Source organism: Acinetobacter sp. SFB, assembly GCF_001647545.1.
GTDB lineage: Bacteria > Pseudomonadota > Gammaproteobacteria > Pseudomonadales > Moraxellaceae > Acinetobacter.
The window spans coordinates 1-21,801 of sequence record NZ_LSZH01000002.1 but is presented as its reverse complement, the minus strand read 5'-3'; the positions used below and the strand labels follow the sequence as shown (position 1 = coordinate 21,801).

Sequence of the window (21,801 nt, the reverse complement as noted above, 5' to 3'; positions counted from 1 at the left end):
ACATTGACCAGGTGTGATTTATGGCTGCTGAAGAACATGCGCTTACTTCGACCGAGTATATCAAGCATCACTTGACCAATATGACCTATGGCAAGATGCCTGATGGCTCGTGGAAGTTGGCTGAGACTACTGATGAAGCTCAACAGATGGGGTTCACTGCTATTCACTTGGATTCAATGGGTTGGTCAATCACGCTGGGTGTGATTTTCTGTTTGTTGTTCTGGTGTGTAGCGAAAGCTGCAAACTCTGGTGTTCCTACCAAGTTCCAGTCAGCAATTGAAATGATCATTGAGTTTGTTGATTCAAGTGTTCGTGATACTTTCCATGGAAAGTCACGTTTGATTGCACCGCTTGCACTGACCATTTTCGTGTGGATTTTCCTCATGAACTTAATGGATTTGATGCCAGTAGATTTCATTCCTCATTTAGCTACACTTATTGGTAGCAATGTATTCGGAATGGATCCACATAGTGTGTATTTCAAAATCGTACCAACAACAGATCCAAACATCACATTAGGGATGTCTTTATCTGTATTCGCTCTCATTATTTTCTACAGTATTCGTGAAAAAGGTTTGAGTGGCTTTGTTGGTGAGTTGGCGCTGAACCCGTTCAATCCAAAGAATCCAATCGCTAAAGCGCTTTTAATTCCATTTAACTTGCTTTTGGAATTGGTAACTTTCCTTGCACGTCCAATTTCATTGGCTCTACGACTGTTCGGTAACATGTATGCGGGTGAGTTAATCTTCATCCTTATCGCGTTACTACCGTTCTGGATCCAATGGGCATTGTCTGTGCCATGGGCTATTTTCCATATCTTAATTATCACGCTACAAGCATTTATTTTCATGATGCTGACTATCGTATATTTGAGCATGGCAAGCGAAAAGCATTAATGGTAATTGCCTAACTATCATAAGATGGTTGGGTACAATTTTTAATTTAATTGGGTAAAACCTAACCTCTGAGGAATTTTTCATGGAACTCACTTTAGGTCTAGTTGCAATTGCATCTGCTATCTTGATCGCTTTTGGTGCTTTAGGTACTGCGATTGGTTTTGGTCTTTTAGGCGGCCGTTTCCTTGAAGCTGTTGCACGTCAACCAGAATTGGCTCCACAACTTCAAACTCGTATGTTTTTAATCGCAGGTCTTCTTGATGCTGTGCCTATGATCGGTGTTGGTATTGGCTTGTTCTTCATCTTCGCTAATCCATTTGTAGGTTAATCAGCTTAATTCCTAAATTAAACTATTGAGGAATAGCTATGAATATCAACCTCACATTGATTGGCCAAGCAATTGCGTTTGCGATGTTTGTCGCATTCTGCATGAAGTTTGTATGGCCACCACTAATCAATGCGATTAGTGAACGTCAGCGTCGTATCGCTGATGGGCTAAATGCTGCTGAAAAAGCAAAAGCTGACCTTGCCGATGCGCAAGCTCAAGTGAAAGCTGAATTAGATGTAGCAAAAGCACAAGCGGCTCAATTGATCGAACAAGCGAACCGTCGTGGTGCACAATTGATCGAAGAAGCGCGTACCCAAGCATCTGCTGAAGGTGAGCGTATCCGTCAACAGGCGAAAGAAACTGTTGATACTGAAATCAATACTGCACGCGAAGAATTACGTCAACAAGTTGCTGCCTTGGCAGTTACTGGTGCAGAAAAAATTCTGAACCAGCAAGTTGATGCGGAAGCTCACAATGCCATGCTTACTCAGCTGGCTGCTAAACTTTAAGCGAGGCGATTATGGCTGAACTCTTGACGTTGGCACGCCCGTACGCAAAAGCAGCATTTGCTTTCGCTTCTGAGCAAGGTGCAACTGACAATTGGTCGAATGTGTTACAAGTGCTCAGTGCTGCGGTGCAAGACGAAGCATTTTCCGCTTATTTGAATCGCCCTGAGCTTACTCCTGCTGAGCAGGTGAGTGTTTTTGCAAAAGTTTTAGGTGAGAATCAAACTCAAGAAGTGTCAAACTTTTTGACTCTTCTTGCAGACAACGATCGTTTAGCGTTGTTACCTGAAATTGAAACAGAATACGAACTGCTCAAATCACAGAATAACAATACTGTGGATGTTGTGATTGAATCAGCATTCCCTGTAACTGCTGTACAGGAACAATTACTGGTTCATGCGTTAGAGAAAAAATTTAACGCTGCGGTAAATGTAACTGTAGAAGTGAATCCTGCGTTAATTGCAGGTGTTGTTATTCGTGCAGGCGACCAAGTGATAGATGACTCTGCACTTAACAAGCTTGAAAAAATGCGGACTCGTCTTCTTGCGTAATTTTTTTTAAAAATTACTGCATAGAAGAAGACTGAACTTTAAAAAGATTGAGGTATAGCGCAATGCAACAACTGAATCCATCCGAGATCAGTGCGCTCATTAAACAGCGTATCGGCGATCTGGACACCAGCGCAACCGCTAAGAACGAAGGGACCATTGTTATGGTTTCCGACGGTATTGTGCGTATTCACGGCCTTGCTGATGCAATGTACGGTGAAATGATCGAATTCGACGGCGGCTTATTTGGTATGGCACTGAACCTAGAACAGGATTCAGTGGGCGTCGTTGTTTTAGGTAACTACTTAAGCCTTCAAGAAGGTCAAAAAGCGCGTTGCACAGGTCGTGTATTAGAAGTTCCGGTTGGTCCAGAACTTTTAGGCCGTGTGGTAGATGCTTTGGGTAACCCAATTGATGCTAAAGGCCCAATTGATGCTAAATTAACTGATGCTGTTGAAAAAGTAGCACCAGGCGTAATTTGGCGTCAATCAGTGGATCAACCTGTACAAACTGGTTATAAATCAGTAGATACAATGATCCCTGTAGGCCGTGGTCAACGTGAGTTGATCATTGGTGACCGTCAAACTGGTAAAACAGCAATGGCGATCGACGCGATCATCGCGCAGAAAAATTCTGGCATTAAATGTGTATACGTAGCAATCGGTCAAAAACAATCGACTATCGCTAACGTTGTGCGCAAGCTAGAAGAAACTGGCGCTATGGCGTATACAACTGTTGTCGCAGCAGGTGCATCTGATCCAGCAGCAATGCTGTATTTGGCTCCGTACTCTGGCTGTACAATGGGTGAATACTTCCGTGACCGTGGTGAAGACGCGCTTATCATTTATGATGACTTGTCTAAACAAGCTGTTGCGTATCGTCAAATTTCATTGCTTTTACGCCGTCCACCAGGTCGTGAAGCATATCCTGGTGACGTATTCTATTTACACTCACGTTTACTTGAACGTGCTTCACGTGTATCTGCTGCATACGTTGAGAAATTCACTAACGGTGAAGTTACTGGCAAAACTGGTTCATTAACTGCATTACCGATTATTGAAACTCAAGCCGGTGACGTATCTGCATTCGTACCGACTAACGTAATTTCGATTACAGATGGTCAGATCTTCTTGGAAACATCATTATTCAATGCAGGTATTCGTCCTGCTGTAAACGCGGGTATCTCTGTATCTCGTGTTGGTGGTTCTGCGCAAACTAAGATCATCAAAAAATTGTCTGGTGGTATCCGTACCGCTTTGGCGCAATACCGTGAATTGGCAGCGTTTGCTCAGTTCGCTTCTGATCTTGATGAAGCAACTCGTAAACAGCTTGAACATGGTCAACGTGTAACTGAATTAATGAAGCAAAAACAATATGCTCCATATTCAATTGCTGACCAAGCTGTTTCAATTTATGCATCTAACGAAGGTTATATGACTGACGTTGAAGTGAATAAAATCGTTGCATTTGATGTTGCGCTTGTTTCTTACTTCCGTTCAGAAAACGCTGCGTTAATGCAAAAAATTGACGAGACTGGTGCTTGGGATAAAGAAATCGAAGCTGCATTCAAAGCTGGTATTGAAAGCTTTAAAGCGACTCAAACTTACTAATTTTAGCAATAGCTAAAAGCTAGTAGGCTTGGTTCACGGAATCAACCTTCGGAGGCTTGAAAAAGCCTTCGAATACTAGGTTAAGCGTATGGCAAATTTAAAAGAAATTCGCGCCAAAGTAGCTAGTATCAAGTCGACGCAGAAAATTACGCGTGCGATGCAGATGGTAGCTGCTTCTAAAATGCGTCGTGCGCAAGAGCGCATGGCTCAAGGCCGTCCGTATGCCGAAAATATGCACCGTGTAATTGCTCATTTGGTCCAAGCGAATCCTGAATACAAACACCGTTATATGGTTGAACGTCCGGTAAAACGGGTTGGCTATATCATTGTTTCTTCAGATCGTGGCCTTGCTGGTGGTTTGAACATTAACCTGTTCAAGAAAGTGGTTAAACACGTCCAACAGCAACAAGAGCAGTCAATTGAAGTTCAATTTGCTTTAATTGGTCAAAAAGCGGTTTCGTTTTTTAAAAACTACGGCGGTAAAGTGCTTGGTGCAAACACTCAAGTGGGTGATTCTCCTAGTCTTGAACAGTTATCTGGTTCTGTACAGGTGATGTTGAATGCATTTGATAAAGGCGAGTTAGATCGTATTTATCTAGTGTCTAACGGCTTCGTGAATGCCATGACTCAAAATCAAAAGATTGAGCAACTCGTTCCTTTGGCAGCTGCTGAAGAAGGCGAGAATCTGAACCGTTCATACGGTTGGGATTATCTCTATGAACCAGAAGCTGAAGAGCTATTAAATGGTTTATTGGTTCGCTATATCGAGTCTGTGGTGTATCAGGGTGTGATTGAAAACATCGCATGTGAGCAATCTGCACGTATGGTGGCAATGAAAGCTGCTACCGACAATGCGGGTGACATCATCAAGAGCCTACAACTTATTTATAACAAGCTGCGTCAAGCCGCGATTACTCAGGAAATTTCTGAGATCGTTGGTGGTGCCGCTGCCGTTTAACATTATTTTGAATTGAGGAGACAGCAATGAATAGCGGTCGTATCATTCAGATCATCGGCGCGGTAATCGACGTCGAGTTTGAACGCAACAGCGTTCCTAAGATCTATGACGCTCTCCATGTTGAAGGTACTGAAACTACTTTAGAAGTTCAGCAACAACTTGGTGATGGCGTAGTTCGTACTATTGCAATGGGTTCTACTGAAGGCCTTAAGCGTGGTTTGAACGTAGTTAACACTGGTGCTCCAATCTCTGTACCTGTAGGTACAGCATGTTTGGGTCGTATCATGGACGTTCTTGGTCGCCCAATCGACGAAGCTGGTCCTGTTGCGACAGAAGCACGTTTGCCGATTCACCGCGCAGCACCTTCTTATGCTGAACAAGCGGCTTCTACTGACCTTTTAGAAACTGGTATTAAAGTCATCGACTTACTTTGCCCGTTTGCGAAAGGTGGTAAAGTTGGTCTGTTCGGTGGTGCCGGCGTTGGTAAAACTGTAAACATGATGGAATTGATCAACAACATCGCGAAAGCTCACTCAGGTTTATCTGTGTTTGCTGGTGTTGGTGAACGTACTCGTGAAGGTAATGACTTCTATCACGAAATGAAAGATTCTAACGTTCTAGACAAAGTAGCAATGGTCTACGGTCAGATGAATGAGCCACCAGGAAACCGTTTACGCGTAGCGTTGACTGGTTTGACTATGGCAGAATACTTCCGTGACGAGAAAGACGAAAACGGTAAAGGCCGTGACGTATTGTTGTTCGTTGACAACATTTACCGTTACACATTGGCTGGTACCGAAGTGTCTGCACTTCTAGGTCGTATGCCATCTGCAGTAGGTTACCAACCAACTCTTGCAGAAGAGATGGGTGTTCTTCAAGAACGTATTACATCGACTAAGTCTGGTTCTATTACGTCAATCCAAGCGGTATACGTACCTGCCGATGACTTAACAGATCCATCGCCTGCTACAACGTTTGCTCACTTAGACGCAACTGTTGTATTGAGCCGTGACATCGCATCATCTGGTATTTACCCAGCGATCGATCCACTAGACTCAACTTCACGCCAATTAGATCCGTTAGTTGTTGGTCAAGAGCATTATGAAATTGCACGTTCTGTACAGAACGTATTGCAACGTTATAAAGAGCTTAAAGACATCATCGCGATCTTGGGTATGGACGAGCTTGCTGAAGAAGATAAATTGGTTGTTTACCGTGCGCGTAAAATCCAACGTTTCTTCTCTCAACCGTTCCACGTAGCTGAAGTATTTACTGGCGCGCCTGGTAAATTAGTATCTCTTAAAGAAACGATTCGTGGCTTTAAAGGTCTTCTTGCTGGTGAATACGATCACATTCCAGAACAAGCGTTCTATATGGTTGGTGGTATTGACGAAGTTATTGCTAAAGCCGAGAAACTTTAATTAGCTACTCTAATTTAGGAGATTCTCATGGCGACTATGCAGTGTGATGTTGTAAGTGTAAACGAGTCTTTGTACTCGGGCACTGTAACGATGCTAATTGCAAAAGGTGCTGGCGGTGAGTTGGGTATTATGCCTGGCCATGCTCCGTTGGTAACTTTGCTCAAGCCAGGCGCAATTCGCGTTTTGCTTGAAAATGGTACAGAAGAGTTAATCTATGTATCAGGTGGTGTTCTTGAAGTTCAACCTCACGTGGTTACGATTCTTGCAGATACTGCAGTTCGTGCACACGATTTAGATGAAGCTGCAATTCTTGAAGCGCGTAAACACGCTGAAACATTGCTTGCGAATCAAAAGAGCGAGTTGGATACTGCTGCTGCACTTGCTGTTTTGGCAGAAACTGTTGCTCAGTTAGAAACGATCCGCAAAATCAAAAACCGCGCTCAATAAGAGACGGTTCGAGATTAAAGAAACCACCCGGAAGGGTGGTTTTTTTATGCTATAAATAATTAAAAATAAAAAGGAATATAAGTTGAAAAAGTTTTCAGAATTTAGTCTTTATAGAAAGATGTTTTCTATGTTTTTGCTTATTTTTTCTTATACAGTATTGATAGCAATTTTTTTTATTTTACCCATCTCTGTTGATCGAGGAGCTACTCTAGCTTCCTGTTTAAGTTTTGGGGCAACTTTATATGCTGCTGTGGTTGCATATCTATTACTTGATAATTGGAAAATTCAGCATAGAGAAAACTTAAAAAGTGCCTATTTTCAGAAAACTTTTAATAAATATATAGAGTTAAAAGATGCTATTTATGTGCTTCAAAATATTCATAATTCTTGGATTCAAGATATGGATCGATATCGGTGTCACATTGATGATTGTGAGGATGGTGGACTAATTAAAGGCGTTTACAAGGTCAAAATCCATTTGAAGGAAATAACGAATACATTTGATTATTATGCAATTATTTTTAAAGATAAAACTTATGGCCAGACCATTAAAGAATTTAAAGCCGAACTAGATAAAGTGTTAGATCCAATTTTAGAGCAATATAATGAAAGACAGGGAAATGTTCATCATTCTGAACATTTTTATGATGCTAAAAATTTAAAAGAGCAACTACCAATAATTGTAAATCAATATGATGAAAGTATTTCAGACCTGATGTCTCAGCAGATTGTATTAAATTGATTTATTTAAAAGGAGAAGGGGGAAATAGAAAATTTTTCATTCCCCACAATCTTCACCTTAAAAATTTCATCAAAACTGTTTGAGCTATTTTCCTGAACTAAAATTCTAATTTTTATTGTCTTTTAATAGGGCTGACCTGAGCTAACAACATTCGATTCACTTGTCATTTTACCTCCTAATCAATTGCTTTAATTTTTCAGCTTTAGGAGCATGGGTAGGGGGAAGTATCGTATTTAGATTGATCAGCATATGAAATAGGTCGAGGATTTGTTCAACTACTCATAGCTTTTACCCTCTATACGTAATGTTTTGAACCAAACTGTAAAGCTACATTCACATCAAAAAAATACGTGATAAGTTAATTATTATATATAACACGCAGGAAATTTTATTCATTACGCCTAACGCATAAAGCCTATGCAAATTTTATTTTTGGCAAAGAAGAAGAGAAAAATTATGACGTATCAATCAATTAACCCATTTACCAATCAACAAAATAAAGAATATTCCTCCCACACAGAACAAGATATTCAAAAAGCGCTTGATCAAGCCCAGCAAATTTTAAAGTCAGAATGGTCGCAAAAAACTGATTTAAGAGTCGACGTATTACAGAACATGGCCAGGCTATTAAGAGAGAAAAAGTCTGAACTGGCCAAGCTCATGACTCAGGATATGGGAAAACTGATTGAACAAAGCGAAGGCGAAATTGAATCCTGCGCTCAAATTGCAGAATACTATGCCAAGAAAGCTAAGGAGTTTTTGGCGCCGGTGAACTATCCGACAGATCATGGTGAAGCATGGGTGGAACATCATCCGCTGGGTATTATTATGGCGGTAGAGCCGTGGAATTTCCCGTTTTACCAACTCATGCGTGTCTTCGCACCGAACTGCGCGATTGGTAATCCAGTGTTGGCCAAACATGCCGGAATTGTACCGCAATGTGCTGAAGCGTTTGAAAATTTAGTGTTGGAAGCAGGTGCGCCCAAAGGCGTATGGACGAATTTATTTATTAGCACGGATCAAGTTGCAGATATTATTGCAGACAAACGTGTGCGCGGTGTGGCACTCACCGGTTCAGAAGGTGCAGGTAGTGCGGTGGCGCAGCAAGCAGGTAAATATACTAAGAAGTCGACACTCGAGTTGGGCGGAAATGACGTGTTCATTGTACTGGATGACGCAGACTTAGAAAAAGCGATACAGATTGGTTGTAAAGCGCGGGTCAACAACACGGGGCAAGTTTGTACGGCAGCGAAACGCTTCATTTTGCATAAAGATATTGCTGAACAATTTAAAGTAGGTTTAGTAGATGCATTTAAAGCATTAAAAACCGGTGATCCGATGGATCGTTCAACAACCTTGGGTCCTTTATCCTCTGAAAGTGCATTAAAAAATCTGGTTAAACAGGTTGATAAAGCAGTTCAGCAAGGCGCGACCCTAGTTTTAGGCGGTAAAGCGATTGATCATGACGGTTACTTCTATGAACCTACAATTTTAGAAAATATCAGCCGAGAAAATGAAGCATGGTACGAAGAATTCTTTGGCCCGGTGGCGCAAATTTATGTGGCACAAGATGATGATGAAATCGTGAAGATTGCCAATGATTCAAACTATGGTTTAGGGGGTGCAATTCATTCGCAAAATATTGAGCGTGCGAAGAAATTAGCGTCACGTGTAGAAACGGGTATGTTGTGGATTAACTGGTTAACCGATTCTGCTCCAGAGTTGCCCTTCGGCGGTGTTAAAAACTCAGGCTATGGTCATGAGCTGGCAGATTTAGGTTTTAACGAGTTTGTACAGAAAAAACTGGTGGTTGTTAGACATTAAGGTTGTGTCTTAAAGCGATCTTCGGATCGCTTTTTTAGGTTCCATGGCATTAAATAGGTTTGACCAGAAACTCTCCATTCCCCACAATTTTCACCTTAAAGATTGCCTCAAATCCTTCGTCTAAAGTGGGGTATTCTAATTTTTTATAAGTCGCTCGAACACCCACTTCAGGAATATTGGCTTTGCCCGTTCTGTGGCTATTTCGCTCTAAAGCACTGTTTAAATCTGTTTCAAAGAAATAGCAAATCACTTCAAACCCGGCGGCTTGAGCACGCTCAATATAACGTGCACGATCTGCTTTGCTCGGGTTGGTATTCAATGACACATTTGGCTTGACTGGCTAAGCACGCTTCAAAAATGAGATTTTCACGATGCCGCGTTTTCAGCATATCCAGATTAATTCTCAAGTGGCTATGATGTAAATTCAGTAAATAAAAAGAGGATTTACCCGAAGCCTGAACACCGCTAAAAATAATCAGTTGCATGAAAAATCTGCGATTTATAAAACACAATCTTGATTAAATCATGCAATGACCGAGATGGCGAAAATTAATGTGAATAGCAGGATTTTAAATGCACGATTTTTCGTTATTGTTAAGTCATGATCAATTTGACCTGACCAATTCAATGATGCTGAATTGGTCTGTCGAAATGGTTTTATATATTAGCTTTCCTGATCAGCTTCATTCTGTTCTGCTTCATCCTGACCTTGTGGAATCATCATCCCAGCCAGTTTGATCATTTCCATCTGGATGCTGCCCATCTGTTTCTCAATTTTCTTGAAATCCACCTGACTCAAATCGACATCTCCATTTAACAATGGGGTAGCCAGAACTTGCTGATTGGCTTGCATAATATTTTGACGAATCGAATCAATCTCCTGACTTTTCAGGTTCAAGCCAGTCAATGCCTGATTAAATCCAGTCAGTTCGTGTCGCAGATTTTTCGCAGTCGCTTGTAACTGCTGTTGATCTTTATCATTAATCGCAGTTTGCAACTCACTTTGAGTTTGCTTGAGCTGCTCAACATAATCACCGGCTTTCAGTTGCATATCCGCAACATCACGCACGATATAAAACATGTTGCCACTTTTCAGTTCAGCCTTAGATGTTACTGCTGATTCTTGAGATACCGGTTCAGATATTTCGTTTGATTGTGAAGTTTGGGTTTCTGTTGAATCAGGTGAGTTTGCTTGTTCACAACCAATCAATAACAGACCCGCACTAAACATCACAAAAGGAGAAACCACATTTTGGATGAATTTTTTCATAACCAATTCATATCATTACTTTAATGATGGTTAATATAAGGGTGAAATGTGGAGAAAAAAATGATTGTTGCAAAGCAATAACAAATTTATTTTTTGGCATTAAAAAAGAGTACCGAAGTACTCTTTTAGCACCAAGATTGTTGGAATTAACCGCCAATAATTTTAATAATTTTGTGACTCATGACATTGGTTAACACATAATCGCCATTCACTTTAATCCATTGCTGGTTTTTACCAGGTTTGCTCAATTTTTTAAATTTTTTGTGATCCACTTTATAGCTTTGACCATAGTATTGAGTTGGAACTTTTTGACCGACTCTCCAGTCATGGGACGGATTTACTGCTTTTTTATGAATCGCATGTTGATGCTGTTGAACAGGTGCTTTATGGTGATTTTGAATTTGATGAGATTGACCGTAATGATCTTGTGGGGCAGCCATTGCAGGTGCAGCCACTAAAGCAGTGGAAAATGATAAAACAATTGCTTTCACGAGAATATTCATACTTCACCTTTCATTCATGGCGGTTGGTTTATAGATTCATCCTATACCTAAGCCCTTGATAAATAGTGAACGTGATGTTGTTGAATCATTAAAATAAAGGATGAAGTGTGAAGCAGAGAACATTATTTTTATGGTATTAAATTATTGTTTTCAATTTAAAATAGTAAGCATCTACACAAGGTGTCAATGCTTACTATTATTACCAACTACTTGGCAAGTTCGGCATTTACTGCATCAACAATACGTGCATCATCTGCAGTAATATCCGGTGCAAAACGCGCTACCACTTCACCCTGTTTATTCACCAGGAATTTTTCAAAGTTCCACAGCACTTCCGGTTTTGGATTCGGTGTTAAACCATAATCGACCAGATCTTTCCACCAAGGCCCTTCACCCATACGTTCTGGTATGGCTTGAGTCAAAGTTTGATAAAGCGGGTGCTTGTCTTCACCAGCAACCGAAATTTTAGAAAAAAGCGGGAAATCCACCTGATAATTGAGTGAACAGAATTCTTGAATTTCGTCATCAGAACCTGGTTCTTGTGCCAGGAAGTTATTGGCCGGAAAACCTAAAATCTCAAGTCCTTGATCTTTCTTGTCCTTATACAGTTTTTCTAAACCTTCATATTGTGGCGTTAATCCACATTTAGAGGCCGTGTTTACAATGAGCAGAACTTTACCTTGATATTGGTTCAGTGTCGTTTCGTTGCCTTGAATAGTTTTGACAGGAATGTCATAAACGGAATGGCTCATTCTATTGTCCTTAAATACTTGAGATAATCACTGTTTTGTTTTAACGGTTATTAACGCTATCGACAAGCCTTTATTTTATTTTGATTTGTAGATTAATTTTATTGTAGGATAAAAGAAATAAAAAACAGGCCAATAGACCTGTTTTTTAATATTAAGCTTAGATTAAGCTGCTGTTTTGGCTTTATTTTGCAAAGCCTGGGTTTCAGAGACCAATTCTTTCTGCAATGCAGTGACACGGTTTTGAAGCTCGGTGATTTTCGCCTTATCCTGGGGATTGGCAATACTTGCTTCAGAAAATTCTACACCGACATTATTAGATTCTTTAATTTTTCCTCGTAATGCATCGACTTCTGAACTTTTCAGGTTTAAAGCATCAAGGTCTTGGTTAAAGCGTCCAATATAGGTTTTCATTTCGGCAACAATTGTATTTAAAGCAGCTTTGTCACCTTTTTGTGCAGCTTCATTGGCTTTATTTTGCAAAGCAGAAGCTTCTTTGGTTCGGCTCGTAGAGAGGGTTTCGATCTGGTTTAAATCATTTTTAATATCTGCAGCATTGTTTGTGCTTAAGACAGCAGTTGCGGGCTGAGTACTAGCAGGCGTAGATACCGCTGAACTACTCGTCGCTGACGATGCAGGTGCTTCATTATTTGGTTTTTTATCACATGCTGTTAATGCCAAAGCGGCAAAACACAGTGAAGCTAATAATCGTTTTTTCATAATGCATCCTCACAGGTTTACATCACTAAACCTGATTCTATTCATTCAAATTTAAAAAATACTGCACATACTGGGTGGAGTCCAACTGTTAAAGTCGCATATCTGACTGGCTGCTGACTATGGTGTTTTTGTTGGTAAGCTGCTGCAAATTGCAAAAAGAGTTACTTATTTAATAACATGGAAATTTAGATATCACGTAATTGTGCAGGGGTTTGTTCGGTATAACGCTTAAAGAATTCAATAAAACTGGAACTGTGCTGATAGCCCAATTCATAGGCCAGTTTTTTTACTGTTTTGCCTTGGCGAATCTGGGTGATGGCATATAAGATTTTGGCCCGATTGCGCCATTCCGATAAACTCAACTGCAATTCCTGCTGGCTTAAACGCAGTAAATGTCGTTCGCTGATGGATGAGTCGCTAACAAGTTGCTGCAAGCTTTTGTGAAATAGCGCTGGACTGGCCAATTGCTGTAATAGGGGCTGAAGCAAAACATGATTGGTTTGTGGTAAATAATGCTCATACGCTGGTGCAGTTTTCAGCTGATCGAATAACACCTGTAATAAGTGCGAATAATGTGGGGTCACTATGCCTTGCTGTTTTTGCTTCAGGATTTCATGCACCAGATGCCGAAGAAAGGGGCGTATGCTTAAAGTCTTGGTACAAGATGCAAAATGCTCACATAGCGAAGGATGGATGCGGATACAGACATAGTGGGTGATTTGTTCATCCAGTGCGATAGAGGTATGCGCTGTTTGGGGTGGCAACCAGAGGCCATAATTCGGTGGCGACAGATAAATTTGTCCCTCTATTTCATATTCCAAAATACCGTTCAAGCTGAAATTAAAATCGCCCCATACCGAACTGTGTGGCGCAACAATTTCATCCTTTTGATAAAAGAAATCATCTACTTCTATATAGCGCTCAATATGTTCCAGCATGTCTATATCCTTGTTCTAGGTTCTTCTATATTCCTACATCCATTTCATAAAAAGAATGAATTTTAATTGCACAGCAGTGAAACGATCTAGATGTGTCTGTAGCTCAATATTGATGTCTGAAATCCGATATTCTAATTATTTCAGACTTCGGTGAAAATGGATAATAAATATTCTAGTGTGAGGAAAGGGGATGACACTGCAAAGCAAACCACTCTGGTGGGCACTCGCTTTGCCATTGCTGGCGGTTTTAATCTGGTCCATGAATATCACCGTGACACGCTATGTGGCAGATTATATCTCTCCAGTGAGCATCAGTTTCTATCGCTGGCTAGTGGCGTTTCTGGTATTAACCCCCTTTATGCTGAATAAGGTCTGGCATGAACGTCAACTGGTTGTTAAACACTGGAAACAGCTCGCCGTATTGGGCGCCTTTGGCATGGTGTTGTATCAAGGGCTGGGCTATACCGCAGCACATTATACGACGGCAACCAATATGGGCATTATCAATGCCTTCATTCCCGTGTTTACCATTTTTGTTTCCATGTTCATGCTCAAGGAGATTCCTAACCGTTTTGCTGTGGTGGGTAGTATTTTATCTTTTGCCGGTTTGCTCTATGTGATGGCGCAGGGGAGTCTGCTTAATTTGATACAGTCAGGCGGCCATCTGGGCGATGCCATGATGGTACTGGCGGTATTTTTCTATGCTTTTTATGGTGTATTTCTTAAAAAGTGGCAACTGCAAATTCCATTGATGATTAGTTTGTATGTGCAGATCGCTTTTGCCCTGCTTTACCATTTACCCTTTGTTTTATATTTAGGACTCGATGCCATTGATCAGCATAATGTCGGTAGTGTGTTGTATGCCGGTATTTTTCCATCCTTGATTGCACCCTTAGTCTGGATGCTGGCAGTACAAATGATTGGGCCGAACCGGACCAGTATTTTTATGAACTTAATGCCGGTCTGCACCGCAATTATTGCCTATGTGTGGTTAGCAGAAGCTTGGACGATTTATCACAGTATTGGGGGAGTCATTATTTTACTGGGAATTTTATTGGCCCAGAAGAAAGTACCCGCAGTAGCAGCAGAAAAATTGAATGCTTAAGTGAAAAATAGATGAAAAAACCAACAAACACATTTATTTTTTTACTTGTTATTTAATGGAAGTGGGAAAGGCCTAAGCATTTTGCCAATAGATTGAAACGATTTTTTTTAAAAAAGATGATTAAAAAATAGTGAGATAATTTAAATTTTTAAGAAAATATGCTAAATGTCTCATAGTTTTTAAGTGTTTTATGAGATAAATAATCTATTTGTATAATAAAACAATTTATTAGATAATATTTATATAGTGAATGTTTAAGTGATTATTAACAAATTTAAACTTTTGCAACCAGATTCACAGACCCTCTGGATGTGATTTATGCACATCCTTTTTTATGCTCAGCCGTCCCTATATGGTTGAGCTTTTTTTTGCCTGAAAATTGCTATGATTCTACTAAAAAAATGATCCGCATTAAGCGCGAATCACTTCACCTGTTTCAGCATCAATAATACGGCTCGGTTCTTGGCTGAGACCCAAATCACCATTCAAATAATTGATCTGAGTTGAAAAATATTGATTGGCTTCTTGCAGTGAGTGGGCAGGTTTGCCACCGGCAGGATTGGCACTGGTCGATACAATAAAACCATTAAACGCATTGCATAGCGCCACGCATAAAGGATGGGTGGTGACACGTACCGCCACTTTAGGATGGTTGCCCTTAATCCAGTGGGGAATATGGTCACCTGCAGGCAATAACCAGGTGCTTGCTCGTTCAGTGGGAGAACGATGACTCCAAGAATCAATCACTTTTTGATGCATTTCTGCAGTGAGGGATTCTAATAGAGGCTCAACTTGCGCGATCTGTGCGGCCAATAAAATCACCCCTTTTTCAATCGGGCGTTGCTTTAAGCGTAGAATTTCCAAGAAAGCCTGTTCATTAAAGGGATCACAGCCTAAGCCCCAAACTGCCTCTGTGGGATATGCTAAAACCTGTCCTTGTTTTAAACATTCAGCAGCTTCGGCAACAGAGGTGGTAATCATTGAATTTTATCCCTTCAAATACATTTAAAGGCTTATTGTGAACTTTATTTGCTTGGACGACAACGTAGATACAGGCCCGCCTGTTGCATACATAATCCAAGTAATTCTAATTCCATCAGTTGACTGGTCACTGTGCCGATATCTGATTGCAGCTTAGCGACAATGTTATCTATGTTTTGCCCGACCCAATCCAGCTGGTTATACAGGTGAGTTAGGTGGGGCGATAATGCAGTGGGTGCTTCGTTGGGTGCTTGAAGGCTATTTGAATTTTTTACCTGTTCAATCTGTTGTTGATTTTGCCATTGCGTGGGCAGTGCCAAATCTTCAATCACCTGCTCCGGATGGTCGACCAAAATAGCCCCTTCACGAATCAGTTGATGGCAGCCTTGATGATGCTCACTATAGATATGACCTGGAATAGCAAAGATCAATTTGCCTTGTTCGGCTGCCCATTTTGCCGTAATTAAAGAACCACTTTTCAGTGCGGCTTCTGCAACGATAACACCCAGACTTAAACCGCTCACCAGGCGATTGCGCCGTGGAAAATGCTGTTGTAAAGGCGGTGTTCCGGGTAAAAATTCAGTCACCACTGTACCTGACTGGGCAATAATCTGTTGTCGCAGTTGCTGATGTTGGGTCGGGTAGGTCTGGTCTAATCCTGTGCCCATGACAGCAATGGTTCGACTGTGGCGTAAAGCACCTTGATGTGCGGCTTCATCAATCCCTTCAGCTAAACCACTAATAATGTAAAAACCTTGATCACTTAAATAATAGGCAAAATCATAAGCCACCTGTCGTCCGTGGCTACTCGGTTTTCGACTGCCAACGATGGCAACTTGCGGTTGCAACAAGGCTTGAGCATCACCTTGACCAAACAGAATGGGCGGTTTTTCAGCATAGGGTAGTAGTTGGGTGGGATAGTCAGGATGGTCGAAAGTCAGAATGAAGTCGCTATGTTTTTGAATCAGAGCAACACAACGCTGAAATTGCAGCTGTGCTTCAGGAAGATGAAAATCTTGCAGACGCTGAATATGGTTTTTGTGAATGCCCAGCTTTTTCCATGTTTCAATTTGATCAGGCTGTGTTGCCTCAGCCAGATGGGTATAGTGTTTACTGATTTTATAAAAGCTGGTCAGCGAGTGGTGGACCAGAAACCATAAACGAATATAGTCCAGCTGCACGGAGCTTAATGAATTGAGCATAACGAGACCTTTAATGATGTCTTCTTTTTATTGTTTAAAAATAAAATGAGGCTGAATCTCAGCCTCATTTCTAGATTTTGATTTAATGATTAGTCATCCATAAGCGGCGGCTGAATGCCAGCACCGACTTTAATCGGTAATTCGCTATCAAGCACATAGGCATAGCTTAAGTTTTCGAAGCTTTTGAATACCATAATATTACCAATACGCTGTCCAGGTAATTGAACACGTTCTTTGGTTTTTGGATCGGTAACGATTTCACCTTTTTGGTTAACAGTCAGCACGTGTCCAACTTGAACTCCTTGCAAACTACCACGGTCAATCGTCACTACACTGTGTTTTGCTGCAGTACCGATTGATCCCATCACGCGAACAATTTGGCCCCCTGCAACCACATCTTCTGCATTGGTTGGGTAGAACAAGGTTGGCAGCATTGGATCATATTCAGGCAGAACGCGATCACCACGACGAACTTCAGCATTATAAGTATCTGTCAGTTCAAGGGTGGTAATGTCATTTTCACCGCGAACTGCAACACCTGAGGCGACTTGAATTAACTCAAGACCAGCATTGTATTTTTTACCTTTGGCATCGGTAAACATATACGGTTCGCCTTCACGGTAAACGGCATAGCGTTGTCCCACTTCCAGCCCATTGCCGCGTGCATAAACAGTTTGACCTTTGGCAGCCATTACACGTTGATCGGCTGTACCTAAAATGTATGGCGTACCTTGAATCGATTCAGGTGCCACAATGGTGCTGCGTTCTAACCAGTGTTGAATGTATTCCAGTGGAATTACGGGAATAGCGTTATTTAAAGACTCGATGCGGACTTGAGGTTGTAGCTTGGTGCTGCCACCGGTATAGCGACGGATAATCCCTTCACAGCCATCACCTTCATCTTTACCGATGATTGGTTTGCCGTTATAGGTACACATCAGCAGACGATCGCCCGGGAAAATCCAGTGCGGATTTTTCACATGTTTGTTGCTTGCCCAGATTTCAGGCCAACGTACCGGATTTTTCAAAAATCTTTTGGAAATATCCCATAAAGTATCACCTTTTTTCACCACATAAACTTGTGGTGCTCCGGCTTTTAAGGCAGGTGGATTGACATTGCGGGCAGGGGCGGCTTCAGCAAGGCTGACCATCCCGATTCCAACACTTACACATACGGCAAGTGCCAATAATTGTTTTTTAAACCCCAAGGCACTAAAATTTGGTGCGCCCTTGAAAACCTTTTTCATTATCATAATTCCTAAAATTATGTATGTAGTTGCGTTATAATAACGATATTACACACATTTTTTTGATGAAGCATTCCTTCATTTTGTTTTTTGATCAATGGCATAAGTGAGGACACCGTATGGCCTTATTACCTGTTTTAAGTTTCCCGGATCCCCGTCTTCGTACCATTGCTAAACCAGTCGAAGAAGTCACTGATGAAATTCGTCAGCTTGTAGCAGATATGTTTGAAACCATGTACGAAGCACCCGGTATCGGTCTGGCAGCAACACAGGTTGATCATCATATTCAGCTGATTGTCATGGATTTATCTGAACATAAAGATCAACCCATGGTATTTATTAACCCCAAAGTCACACCGTTAACTGAAGAAACTCAGCCCTATGAAGAAGGCTGCCTGTCAGTCCCTCAAATATACGATAAAGTTGAGCGTCCGTCACGTGTAAAAATCGAGGCAATTAACCTTGAAGGTCAATCATTTGAGATAGAAGCAGACGAACTTCTCGCTGTTTGTATTCAACATGAAATGGATCACTTAAATGGCAAGTTATTTGTTGATTATTTATCGCCATTAAAGCGTCAACGGGCACGTGAAAAAGTCGAAAAAACTGTTCGTCAACGTCAAAAAGACAAAGTTACCGTCAAACGTTAAGCCCAACGATGTAGATAAAATAAAAATTTACAAGTCCAATTTCGATTGGGCTTTGTTATACTTGGGTTAGACAAATTTTAGGGTTTGCTGGTGCTTCTGCGTAGTGGTCTACTGTTCGCTTGTATGGCCGTATTTTTACAGATTGCTGTTTTTTTACAGCCTTTGCTGCCGGAGCAATATCAGATTGCGCCGGTCTGTGAAACCATTACGCGTGCATTATTACTCAGCCCTAGTTCTATTCATTCTTCTGCTTCTGAACATTCCCATCATCAAGTCAATCATGACACTCAACAGCATGATTCGCATGCCGGGCATGATCATGATGCCAGCCATCAGTGTCAGTACTGTACCGTCTACGGTAATTTGGTTTTACCGCCAGAATTGGATGTGAAAGAAGTTTTAGATCGTATTCAAATTCGTTTATTGGCATTCCAAAAGACCTTTAGTCATGTCTGGTTTGTTTTACAACGACTCTTTCTGCTGCCGCAAGGGCGTGCTCCACCACTATTTGCATAATTCAACCATTTGGAATGTCTGGGTCTTGAATGACTCCAGCCCAGTTGTATTTATGTATTAGTGAGATTTAAAAATGGCTCAGCCTAAATTTTATTTACAGCCTCTTGCGGCTGCAATTTGTATGGCTTGTTATTCAGCTTCGGTATTTGCCGAGCAACAAAATACCATCGTTCAAACTTTAGCGCCGATTGTGGCAACGGCCCATTCAGGCAATGATGCCAATGGTTTGATTGTGCGTGCCGATCCGAAACAGCCTATCCAGCCGATTCCAGCCAGCGATGGTGCTGATTATCTGCAAAGCATCATGGGATTTAGTTCTATCAAAAATGGTGGCACCAATGGTGATGTCACTTTCCGTGGCATGTTTGGTTCGCGGATTAAAATTTTAGCGGATGGCACAGAAAATCTAGGTGCCTGCCCAAACCGTATGGATGCGCCAACTTCCTATATTTCACCAGAAAGCTATGACCGTATTTCGGTGATTAAAGGTCCGCAAACGGTTCAATATGCCAATACCGGTTCGGCTGCAACCGTCATTTTTGAGCGCGAAGCGGAAAAACTGAATCACGATAAGCCTTACCGAGGTCAAGCCAGTGTGCTGATGGGTTCATATGGTCGTCTGGATCATAATATTGAAGCGGCAGTTGGAGATGAGAAAAAATATATTCGTTTAAATGCCAACCGCTCTGTTTCAGATAGCTATAAAGATGGGGATGGCAAAACCGTTCCTTCAGATTGGCAACGCTGGAATGCTGATTTAGCTTTGGGATGGACACCGGATGAAAATACCTGGATCGAACTTACTGGCGGCAAAGCAGATGGCGAAGCGGTCTATGCAGGTCGTGAAATGGATGGCACGCAGTTTGCCCGTGAAAGCCTCGGTTTAAGGTTTGAAAAGAAAAATGTTACCGACGTCATCAAGAAAATTGAAGGGCAAGTAAACTATAGCTATAACGATCATGTAATGGATAATTTCCATTTACGTACGCCACCAATGGTAGAAATGAATCATGGTGGAATGCTGATGGAAATGCCAAACCCATCAGAAATGCAAGTCACGCGCCGTACCTTGAATTCACGTTTAGCGATGACCAGTGAATGGAATAAATGGAATTTGATCACTGGGGTAGATGCTCAGTTTAATAAACATGGTGGCAGTATGTCATCGCCGACAATGCCAACGATGAATGTTCCATTTAGCAGTGATATGCGTTTCCAATCTTATGGTGCTTTTGGTGAACTCAGTTATCAATTGAGTGAACAAAATAAATTGGTGACGGGTGCACGCGTTGATCAAGTCAAAATTGATGCACTTAAATTGAATGATAGTCGTTCTGAAACCTTACCAAGCACATTTATACGTTTAGAAAGCCAGCATCCAGAACATGACGCCAAAACTTATATCGGCCTGGGTTATGTCGAGCGCATGCCAGACTATTGGGAACTGTTCAGTACTGCACATGGTAATCCCGGTACGGTGAATGCCTTTAATGGAATAGATACAGAGAAAACCCTACAGCTTGATTTAGGTTATCAGCATGAGCATGGCGCACTCAGTTCTTGGGTATCAGCTTATGCTGGCTTAATTAATGATTATATTTTAATGAGCTATGACATGCATAGCATGCCGGGCATGATGAGTCATGGCAAAACGGTAGGAGCTAAAAATGTGGATGCGACCATTGCAGGAGCAGAAGCAGGAATTGGCTATCAACTTACCGACCATCTGCAAGCAGATATAAGCGCGATGTATGCTTGGGGTGAAAATACCACCGACAATAAACCTTTACCCCAAATCTCACCTCTTGAAGGGCGTGTCAATCTGCGTTATGTGCAAGATCAATATACTTTAGGTGCATTGTGGCGTGTGGTAGATAGTCAAAATCGTATCAGTCAAGATCAAGGCAATATTGTGGGATATGATTTAGGTGAAAGCAGCGGTTTTGGAACTTTGTCGCTGAATGGCACCTACCATATTCGCGATGGAGTGGATCTTTCTGTAGGCATTGATAATGTGTTGGATAAAACCTATAGCGAGCACTTAAATAAAGCGGGTAGTGCCGGCTTTGGTTTTGCGGCGGATGAGCAATTTAATAATATTGGTCGTAACTACTGGGCGCGTGTCAGTATGAAGTTCTAACTGTTCTAAAGTATTCTAAAAAACCACTGCTAAAAAGTAGTGGTTTTTTAATTTCTGAACTTTGAAACTAATTTTGCCATATTTATATTGAGAATTTATCTGTAGAAATAAGACCAAATAAAACAAGTTTTGTATATATAAAAAGCAAGTTGGCTAAGAATAAAGCAAAAATAGAGTAAGTATTAAGTAATATAAGTCGTGCGATAAATATTTTTATATTTTAAAGTTAATTAAAACAATGCCTTGAGATGAATAAATGTAGGAATGAGTAGCTCGGTTAAATAAAATTAGAAAAAAATTAATATAATTTAGATATATATAACATTGACTTATGTTTTTCTTGGTTTGAAAAATAAACACTCAAAATAATTTCTTAGCCGGAAGTATTGCAACCCCTCTGAAATGCTGTAGAATGCACATCCATCGGCGGTGATGTTGATTAAAACTTGTTGAGAAACAAGGATTTAGCCTAAAGGGTTTAAATCTGGAAGTCTTGAAGA

At 41.1% G+C, this 21,801-nt stretch carries 22 protein-coding genes and 1 pseudogene; 14 read left to right on the top strand and 9 right to left on the bottom strand.

The genetic code is table 11. The features are described 5' to 3' along the window. The first annotated feature begins 20 nt into the window (after positions 1-20). The 10 genes from atpB to AY606_RS03075 all read left to right on the top strand — a co-directional run bounded on the left by atpB (position 21) and on the right by AY606_RS03075 (position 9,280). The gene (gene atpB, locus AY606_RS03120; protein WP_067864605.1) at positions 21-896 is read left to right on the top strand and encodes a F0F1 ATP synthase subunit A; all 876 of its coding nucleotides are present in this window, start codon (positions 21-23) and stop codon (positions 894-896) included. Positions 897-978: 82 nt separating this feature from the next. Further along, positions 979-1,224: a F0F1 ATP synthase subunit C gene (atpE, locus tag AY606_RS03115; protein ID WP_000424060.1), complete on the top strand. Its 246-nt coding sequence runs from the start codon at positions 979-981 to the stop codon at positions 1,222-1,224. 38 nt (positions 1,225-1,262) lie between these two features. Continuing rightward, on the top strand, positions 1,263-1,733 hold the full coding sequence (locus AY606_RS03110; protein ID WP_067864601.1) for a F0F1 ATP synthase subunit B: 471 nt from the start codon (positions 1,263-1,265) through the stop codon (positions 1,731-1,733). A gap of 11 nt (positions 1,734-1,744) precedes the next feature. Then, positions 1,745-2,281 carry a F0F1 ATP synthase subunit delta gene (locus AY606_RS03105; protein ID WP_067864597.1) on the top strand — a complete coding sequence of 179 codons (537 nt, stop codon included), beginning with the start codon at positions 1,745-1,747 and terminating at the stop codon, positions 2,279-2,281. 62 nt (positions 2,282-2,343) lie between these two features. After that, positions 2,344-3,888 carry a F0F1 ATP synthase subunit alpha gene (atpA, locus tag AY606_RS03100; protein ID WP_067864594.1) on the top strand — a complete coding sequence of 515 codons (1,545 nt, stop codon included), beginning with the start codon at positions 2,344-2,346 and terminating at the stop codon, positions 3,886-3,888. Between the two features lie 88 nt (positions 3,889-3,976). After that, positions 3,977-4,846 (top strand): F0F1 ATP synthase subunit gamma, encoded by an 870-nt coding sequence (atpG, locus tag AY606_RS03095; RefSeq protein WP_067864593.1) that lies wholly within the window; start codon positions 3,977-3,979, stop codon positions 4,844-4,846. A 26-nt stretch (positions 4,847-4,872) separates the two neighbouring features. Next, the gene (atpD, locus tag AY606_RS03090; protein WP_067864589.1) at positions 4,873-6,267 is read left to right on the top strand and encodes a F0F1 ATP synthase subunit beta; all 1,395 of its coding nucleotides are present in this window, start codon (positions 4,873-4,875) and stop codon (positions 6,265-6,267) included. 27 nt (positions 6,268-6,294) lie between these two features. Beyond that, positions 6,295-6,714: a F0F1 ATP synthase subunit epsilon gene (locus AY606_RS03085; protein WP_067864587.1), complete on the top strand. Its 420-nt coding sequence runs from the start codon at positions 6,295-6,297 to the stop codon at positions 6,712-6,714. Between the two features lie 82 nt (positions 6,715-6,796). Further along, positions 6,797-7,456: a hypothetical protein gene (locus tag AY606_RS03080; RefSeq protein ID WP_155858112.1), complete on the top strand. Its 660-nt coding sequence runs from the start codon at positions 6,797-6,799 to the stop codon at positions 7,454-7,456. Positions 7,457-7,912: 456 nt separating this feature from the next. Continuing rightward, positions 7,913-9,280, top strand: coding sequence for an NAD-dependent succinate-semialdehyde dehydrogenase (locus AY606_RS03075; protein WP_067864581.1), 1,368 nt, complete (start codon positions 7,913-7,915; stop codon positions 9,278-9,280). Between the two features lie 49 nt (positions 9,281-9,329). Here the strand turns inward: AY606_RS03075 and AY606_RS03070 are convergent. From AY606_RS03070 to AY606_RS03045, 6 genes and pseudogenes are all read right to left on the bottom strand, one after another. Continuing rightward, positions 9,330-9,765: pseudogene (locus AY606_RS03070) on the bottom strand (AAA family ATPase). 179 nt (positions 9,766-9,944) lie between these two features. Continuing rightward, positions 9,945-10,550, bottom strand: a complete 606-nt coding sequence (locus AY606_RS03065) for a PM1805 family lipoprotein (RefSeq protein ID WP_067864578.1) — start codon at positions 10,548-10,550, stop codon at positions 9,945-9,947. 146 nt (positions 10,551-10,696) lie between these two features. Further along, positions 10,697-11,053: an RcnB family protein gene (locus tag AY606_RS03060; RefSeq protein ID WP_067864575.1), complete on the bottom strand. Its 357-nt coding sequence runs from the start codon at positions 11,051-11,053 to the stop codon at positions 10,697-10,699. A 206-nt stretch (positions 11,054-11,259) separates the two neighbouring features. Next, positions 11,260-11,805, bottom strand: a complete 546-nt coding sequence (locus tag AY606_RS03055; protein ID WP_067864572.1) for a glutathione peroxidase — start codon at positions 11,803-11,805, stop codon at positions 11,260-11,262. Between the two features lie 162 nt (positions 11,806-11,967). Beyond that, positions 11,968-12,522, bottom strand: coding sequence for a PM1805 family lipoprotein (locus AY606_RS03050; RefSeq protein ID WP_067864569.1), 555 nt, complete (start codon positions 12,520-12,522; stop codon positions 11,968-11,970). 185 nt (positions 12,523-12,707) lie between these two features. After that, a complete protein-coding gene (locus AY606_RS03045; RefSeq protein WP_067864566.1) occupies positions 12,708-13,460 on the bottom strand; it encodes a helix-turn-helix transcriptional regulator in 753 nt (250 codons plus the stop codon). A gap of 190 nt (positions 13,461-13,650) precedes the next feature. Here AY606_RS03045 and AY606_RS03040 point away from each other — a divergent pair, with 190 nt between their 5' ends. Next, the gene (locus tag AY606_RS03040; RefSeq protein ID WP_067864563.1) at positions 13,651-14,565 is read left to right on the top strand and encodes a DMT family transporter; all 915 of its coding nucleotides are present in this window, start codon (positions 13,651-13,653) and stop codon (positions 14,563-14,565) included. Between the two features lie 411 nt (positions 14,566-14,976). Here AY606_RS03040 and tsaC read toward each other — a convergent pair whose 3' ends face one another. The 3 genes from tsaC to AY606_RS03025 all read right to left on the bottom strand — a co-directional run bounded on the left by tsaC (position 14,977) and on the right by AY606_RS03025 (position 17,995). Beyond that, complete coding sequence (gene tsaC / locus AY606_RS03035; RefSeq protein WP_067864560.1) at positions 14,977-15,546, bottom strand: L-threonylcarbamoyladenylate synthase type 1 TsaC; 570 nt, start codon at positions 15,544-15,546, stop codon at positions 14,977-14,979. A 44-nt stretch (positions 15,547-15,590) separates the two neighbouring features. Next, positions 15,591-16,748, bottom strand: coding sequence for a DNA-processing protein DprA (gene dprA, locus AY606_RS03030; protein ID WP_067864557.1), 1,158 nt, complete (start codon positions 16,746-16,748; stop codon positions 15,591-15,593). Between the two features lie 89 nt (positions 16,749-16,837). After that, positions 16,838-17,995, bottom strand: coding sequence for a LysM peptidoglycan-binding domain-containing protein (locus AY606_RS03025; protein WP_067864554.1), 1,158 nt, complete (start codon positions 17,993-17,995; stop codon positions 16,838-16,840). A gap of 119 nt (positions 17,996-18,114) precedes the next feature. Here AY606_RS03025 and def point away from each other — a divergent pair, with 119 nt between their 5' ends. The 3 genes from def to AY606_RS03010 all read left to right on the top strand — a co-directional run bounded on the left by def (position 18,115) and on the right by AY606_RS03010 (position 21,301). Further along, positions 18,115-18,645, top strand: a complete 531-nt coding sequence (gene def / locus AY606_RS03020) for a peptide deformylase (RefSeq protein WP_067864551.1) — start codon at positions 18,115-18,117, stop codon at positions 18,643-18,645. A gap of 90 nt (positions 18,646-18,735) precedes the next feature. Beyond that, the gene (locus AY606_RS03015; protein ID WP_067864548.1) at positions 18,736-19,161 is read left to right on the top strand and encodes a DUF2946 family protein; all 426 of its coding nucleotides are present in this window, start codon (positions 18,736-18,738) and stop codon (positions 19,159-19,161) included. A 73-nt stretch (positions 19,162-19,234) separates the two neighbouring features. Continuing rightward, positions 19,235-21,301, top strand: coding sequence for a TonB-dependent copper receptor (locus tag AY606_RS03010; protein WP_067864545.1), 2,067 nt, complete (start codon positions 19,235-19,237; stop codon positions 21,299-21,301). The last annotated feature ends 500 nt before the right edge of the window (positions 21,302-21,801 follow it).

Bases quoted from the DNA above. Each gene is read 5' to 3' on its own strand.
- atpB (WP_067864605.1), top strand. From the start codon at position 21: ATGGCTGCTGAAGAACATGCGCTTACTTCGACCGAGTATATCAAGCAT.
- atpE (WP_000424060.1), top strand. From the start codon at position 979: ATGGAACTCACTTTAGGTCTAGTTGCAATTGCATCTGCTATCTTGATC.
- AY606_RS03110 (WP_067864601.1), top strand. From the start codon at position 1,263: ATGAATATCAACCTCACATTGATTGGCCAAGCAATTGCGTTTGCGATG.
- AY606_RS03105 (WP_067864597.1), top strand. From the start codon at position 1,745: ATGGCTGAACTCTTGACGTTGGCACGCCCGTACGCAAAAGCAGCATTT.
- atpA (WP_067864594.1), top strand. From the start codon at position 2,344: ATGCAACAACTGAATCCATCCGAGATCAGTGCGCTCATTAAACAGCGT.
- atpG (WP_067864593.1), top strand. From the start codon at position 3,977: ATGGCAAATTTAAAAGAAATTCGCGCCAAAGTAGCTAGTATCAAGTCG.
- atpD (WP_067864589.1), top strand. From the start codon at position 4,873: ATGAATAGCGGTCGTATCATTCAGATCATCGGCGCGGTAATCGACGTC.
- AY606_RS03085 (WP_067864587.1), top strand. From the start codon at position 6,295: ATGGCGACTATGCAGTGTGATGTTGTAAGTGTAAACGAGTCTTTGTAC.
- AY606_RS03075 (WP_067864581.1), top strand. From the start codon at position 7,913: ATGACGTATCAATCAATTAACCCATTTACCAATCAACAAAATAAAGAA.
- AY606_RS03065 (WP_067864578.1), bottom strand. From the start codon at position 10,550: ATGAAAAAATTCATCCAAAATGTGGTTTCTCCTTTTGTGATGTTTAGT.
- AY606_RS03060 (WP_067864575.1), bottom strand. From the start codon at position 11,053: ATGAATATTCTCGTGAAAGCAATTGTTTTATCATTTTCCACTGCTTTA.
- AY606_RS03055 (WP_067864572.1), bottom strand. From the start codon at position 11,805: ATGAGCCATTCCGTTTATGACATTCCTGTCAAAACTATTCAAGGCAAC.
- AY606_RS03050 (WP_067864569.1), bottom strand. From the start codon at position 12,522: ATGAAAAAACGATTATTAGCTTCACTGTGTTTTGCCGCTTTGGCATTA.
- AY606_RS03045 (WP_067864566.1), bottom strand. From the start codon at position 13,460: ATGCTGGAACATATTGAGCGCTATATAGAAGTAGATGATTTCTTTTAT.
- AY606_RS03040 (WP_067864563.1), top strand. From the start codon at position 13,651: ATGACACTGCAAAGCAAACCACTCTGGTGGGCACTCGCTTTGCCATTG.
- tsaC (WP_067864560.1), bottom strand. From the start codon at position 15,546: ATGATTACCACCTCTGTTGCCGAAGCTGCTGAATGTTTAAAACAAGGA.
- dprA (WP_067864557.1), bottom strand. From the start codon at position 16,748: ATGCTCAATTCATTAAGCTCCGTGCAGCTGGACTATATTCGTTTATGG.
- AY606_RS03025 (WP_067864554.1), bottom strand. From the start codon at position 17,995: ATGAAAAAGGTTTTCAAGGGCGCACCAAATTTTAGTGCCTTGGGGTTT.
- def (WP_067864551.1), top strand. From the start codon at position 18,115: ATGGCCTTATTACCTGTTTTAAGTTTCCCGGATCCCCGTCTTCGTACC.
- AY606_RS03010 (WP_067864545.1), top strand. From the start codon at position 19,235: ATGGCTCAGCCTAAATTTTATTTACAGCCTCTTGCGGCTGCAATTTGT.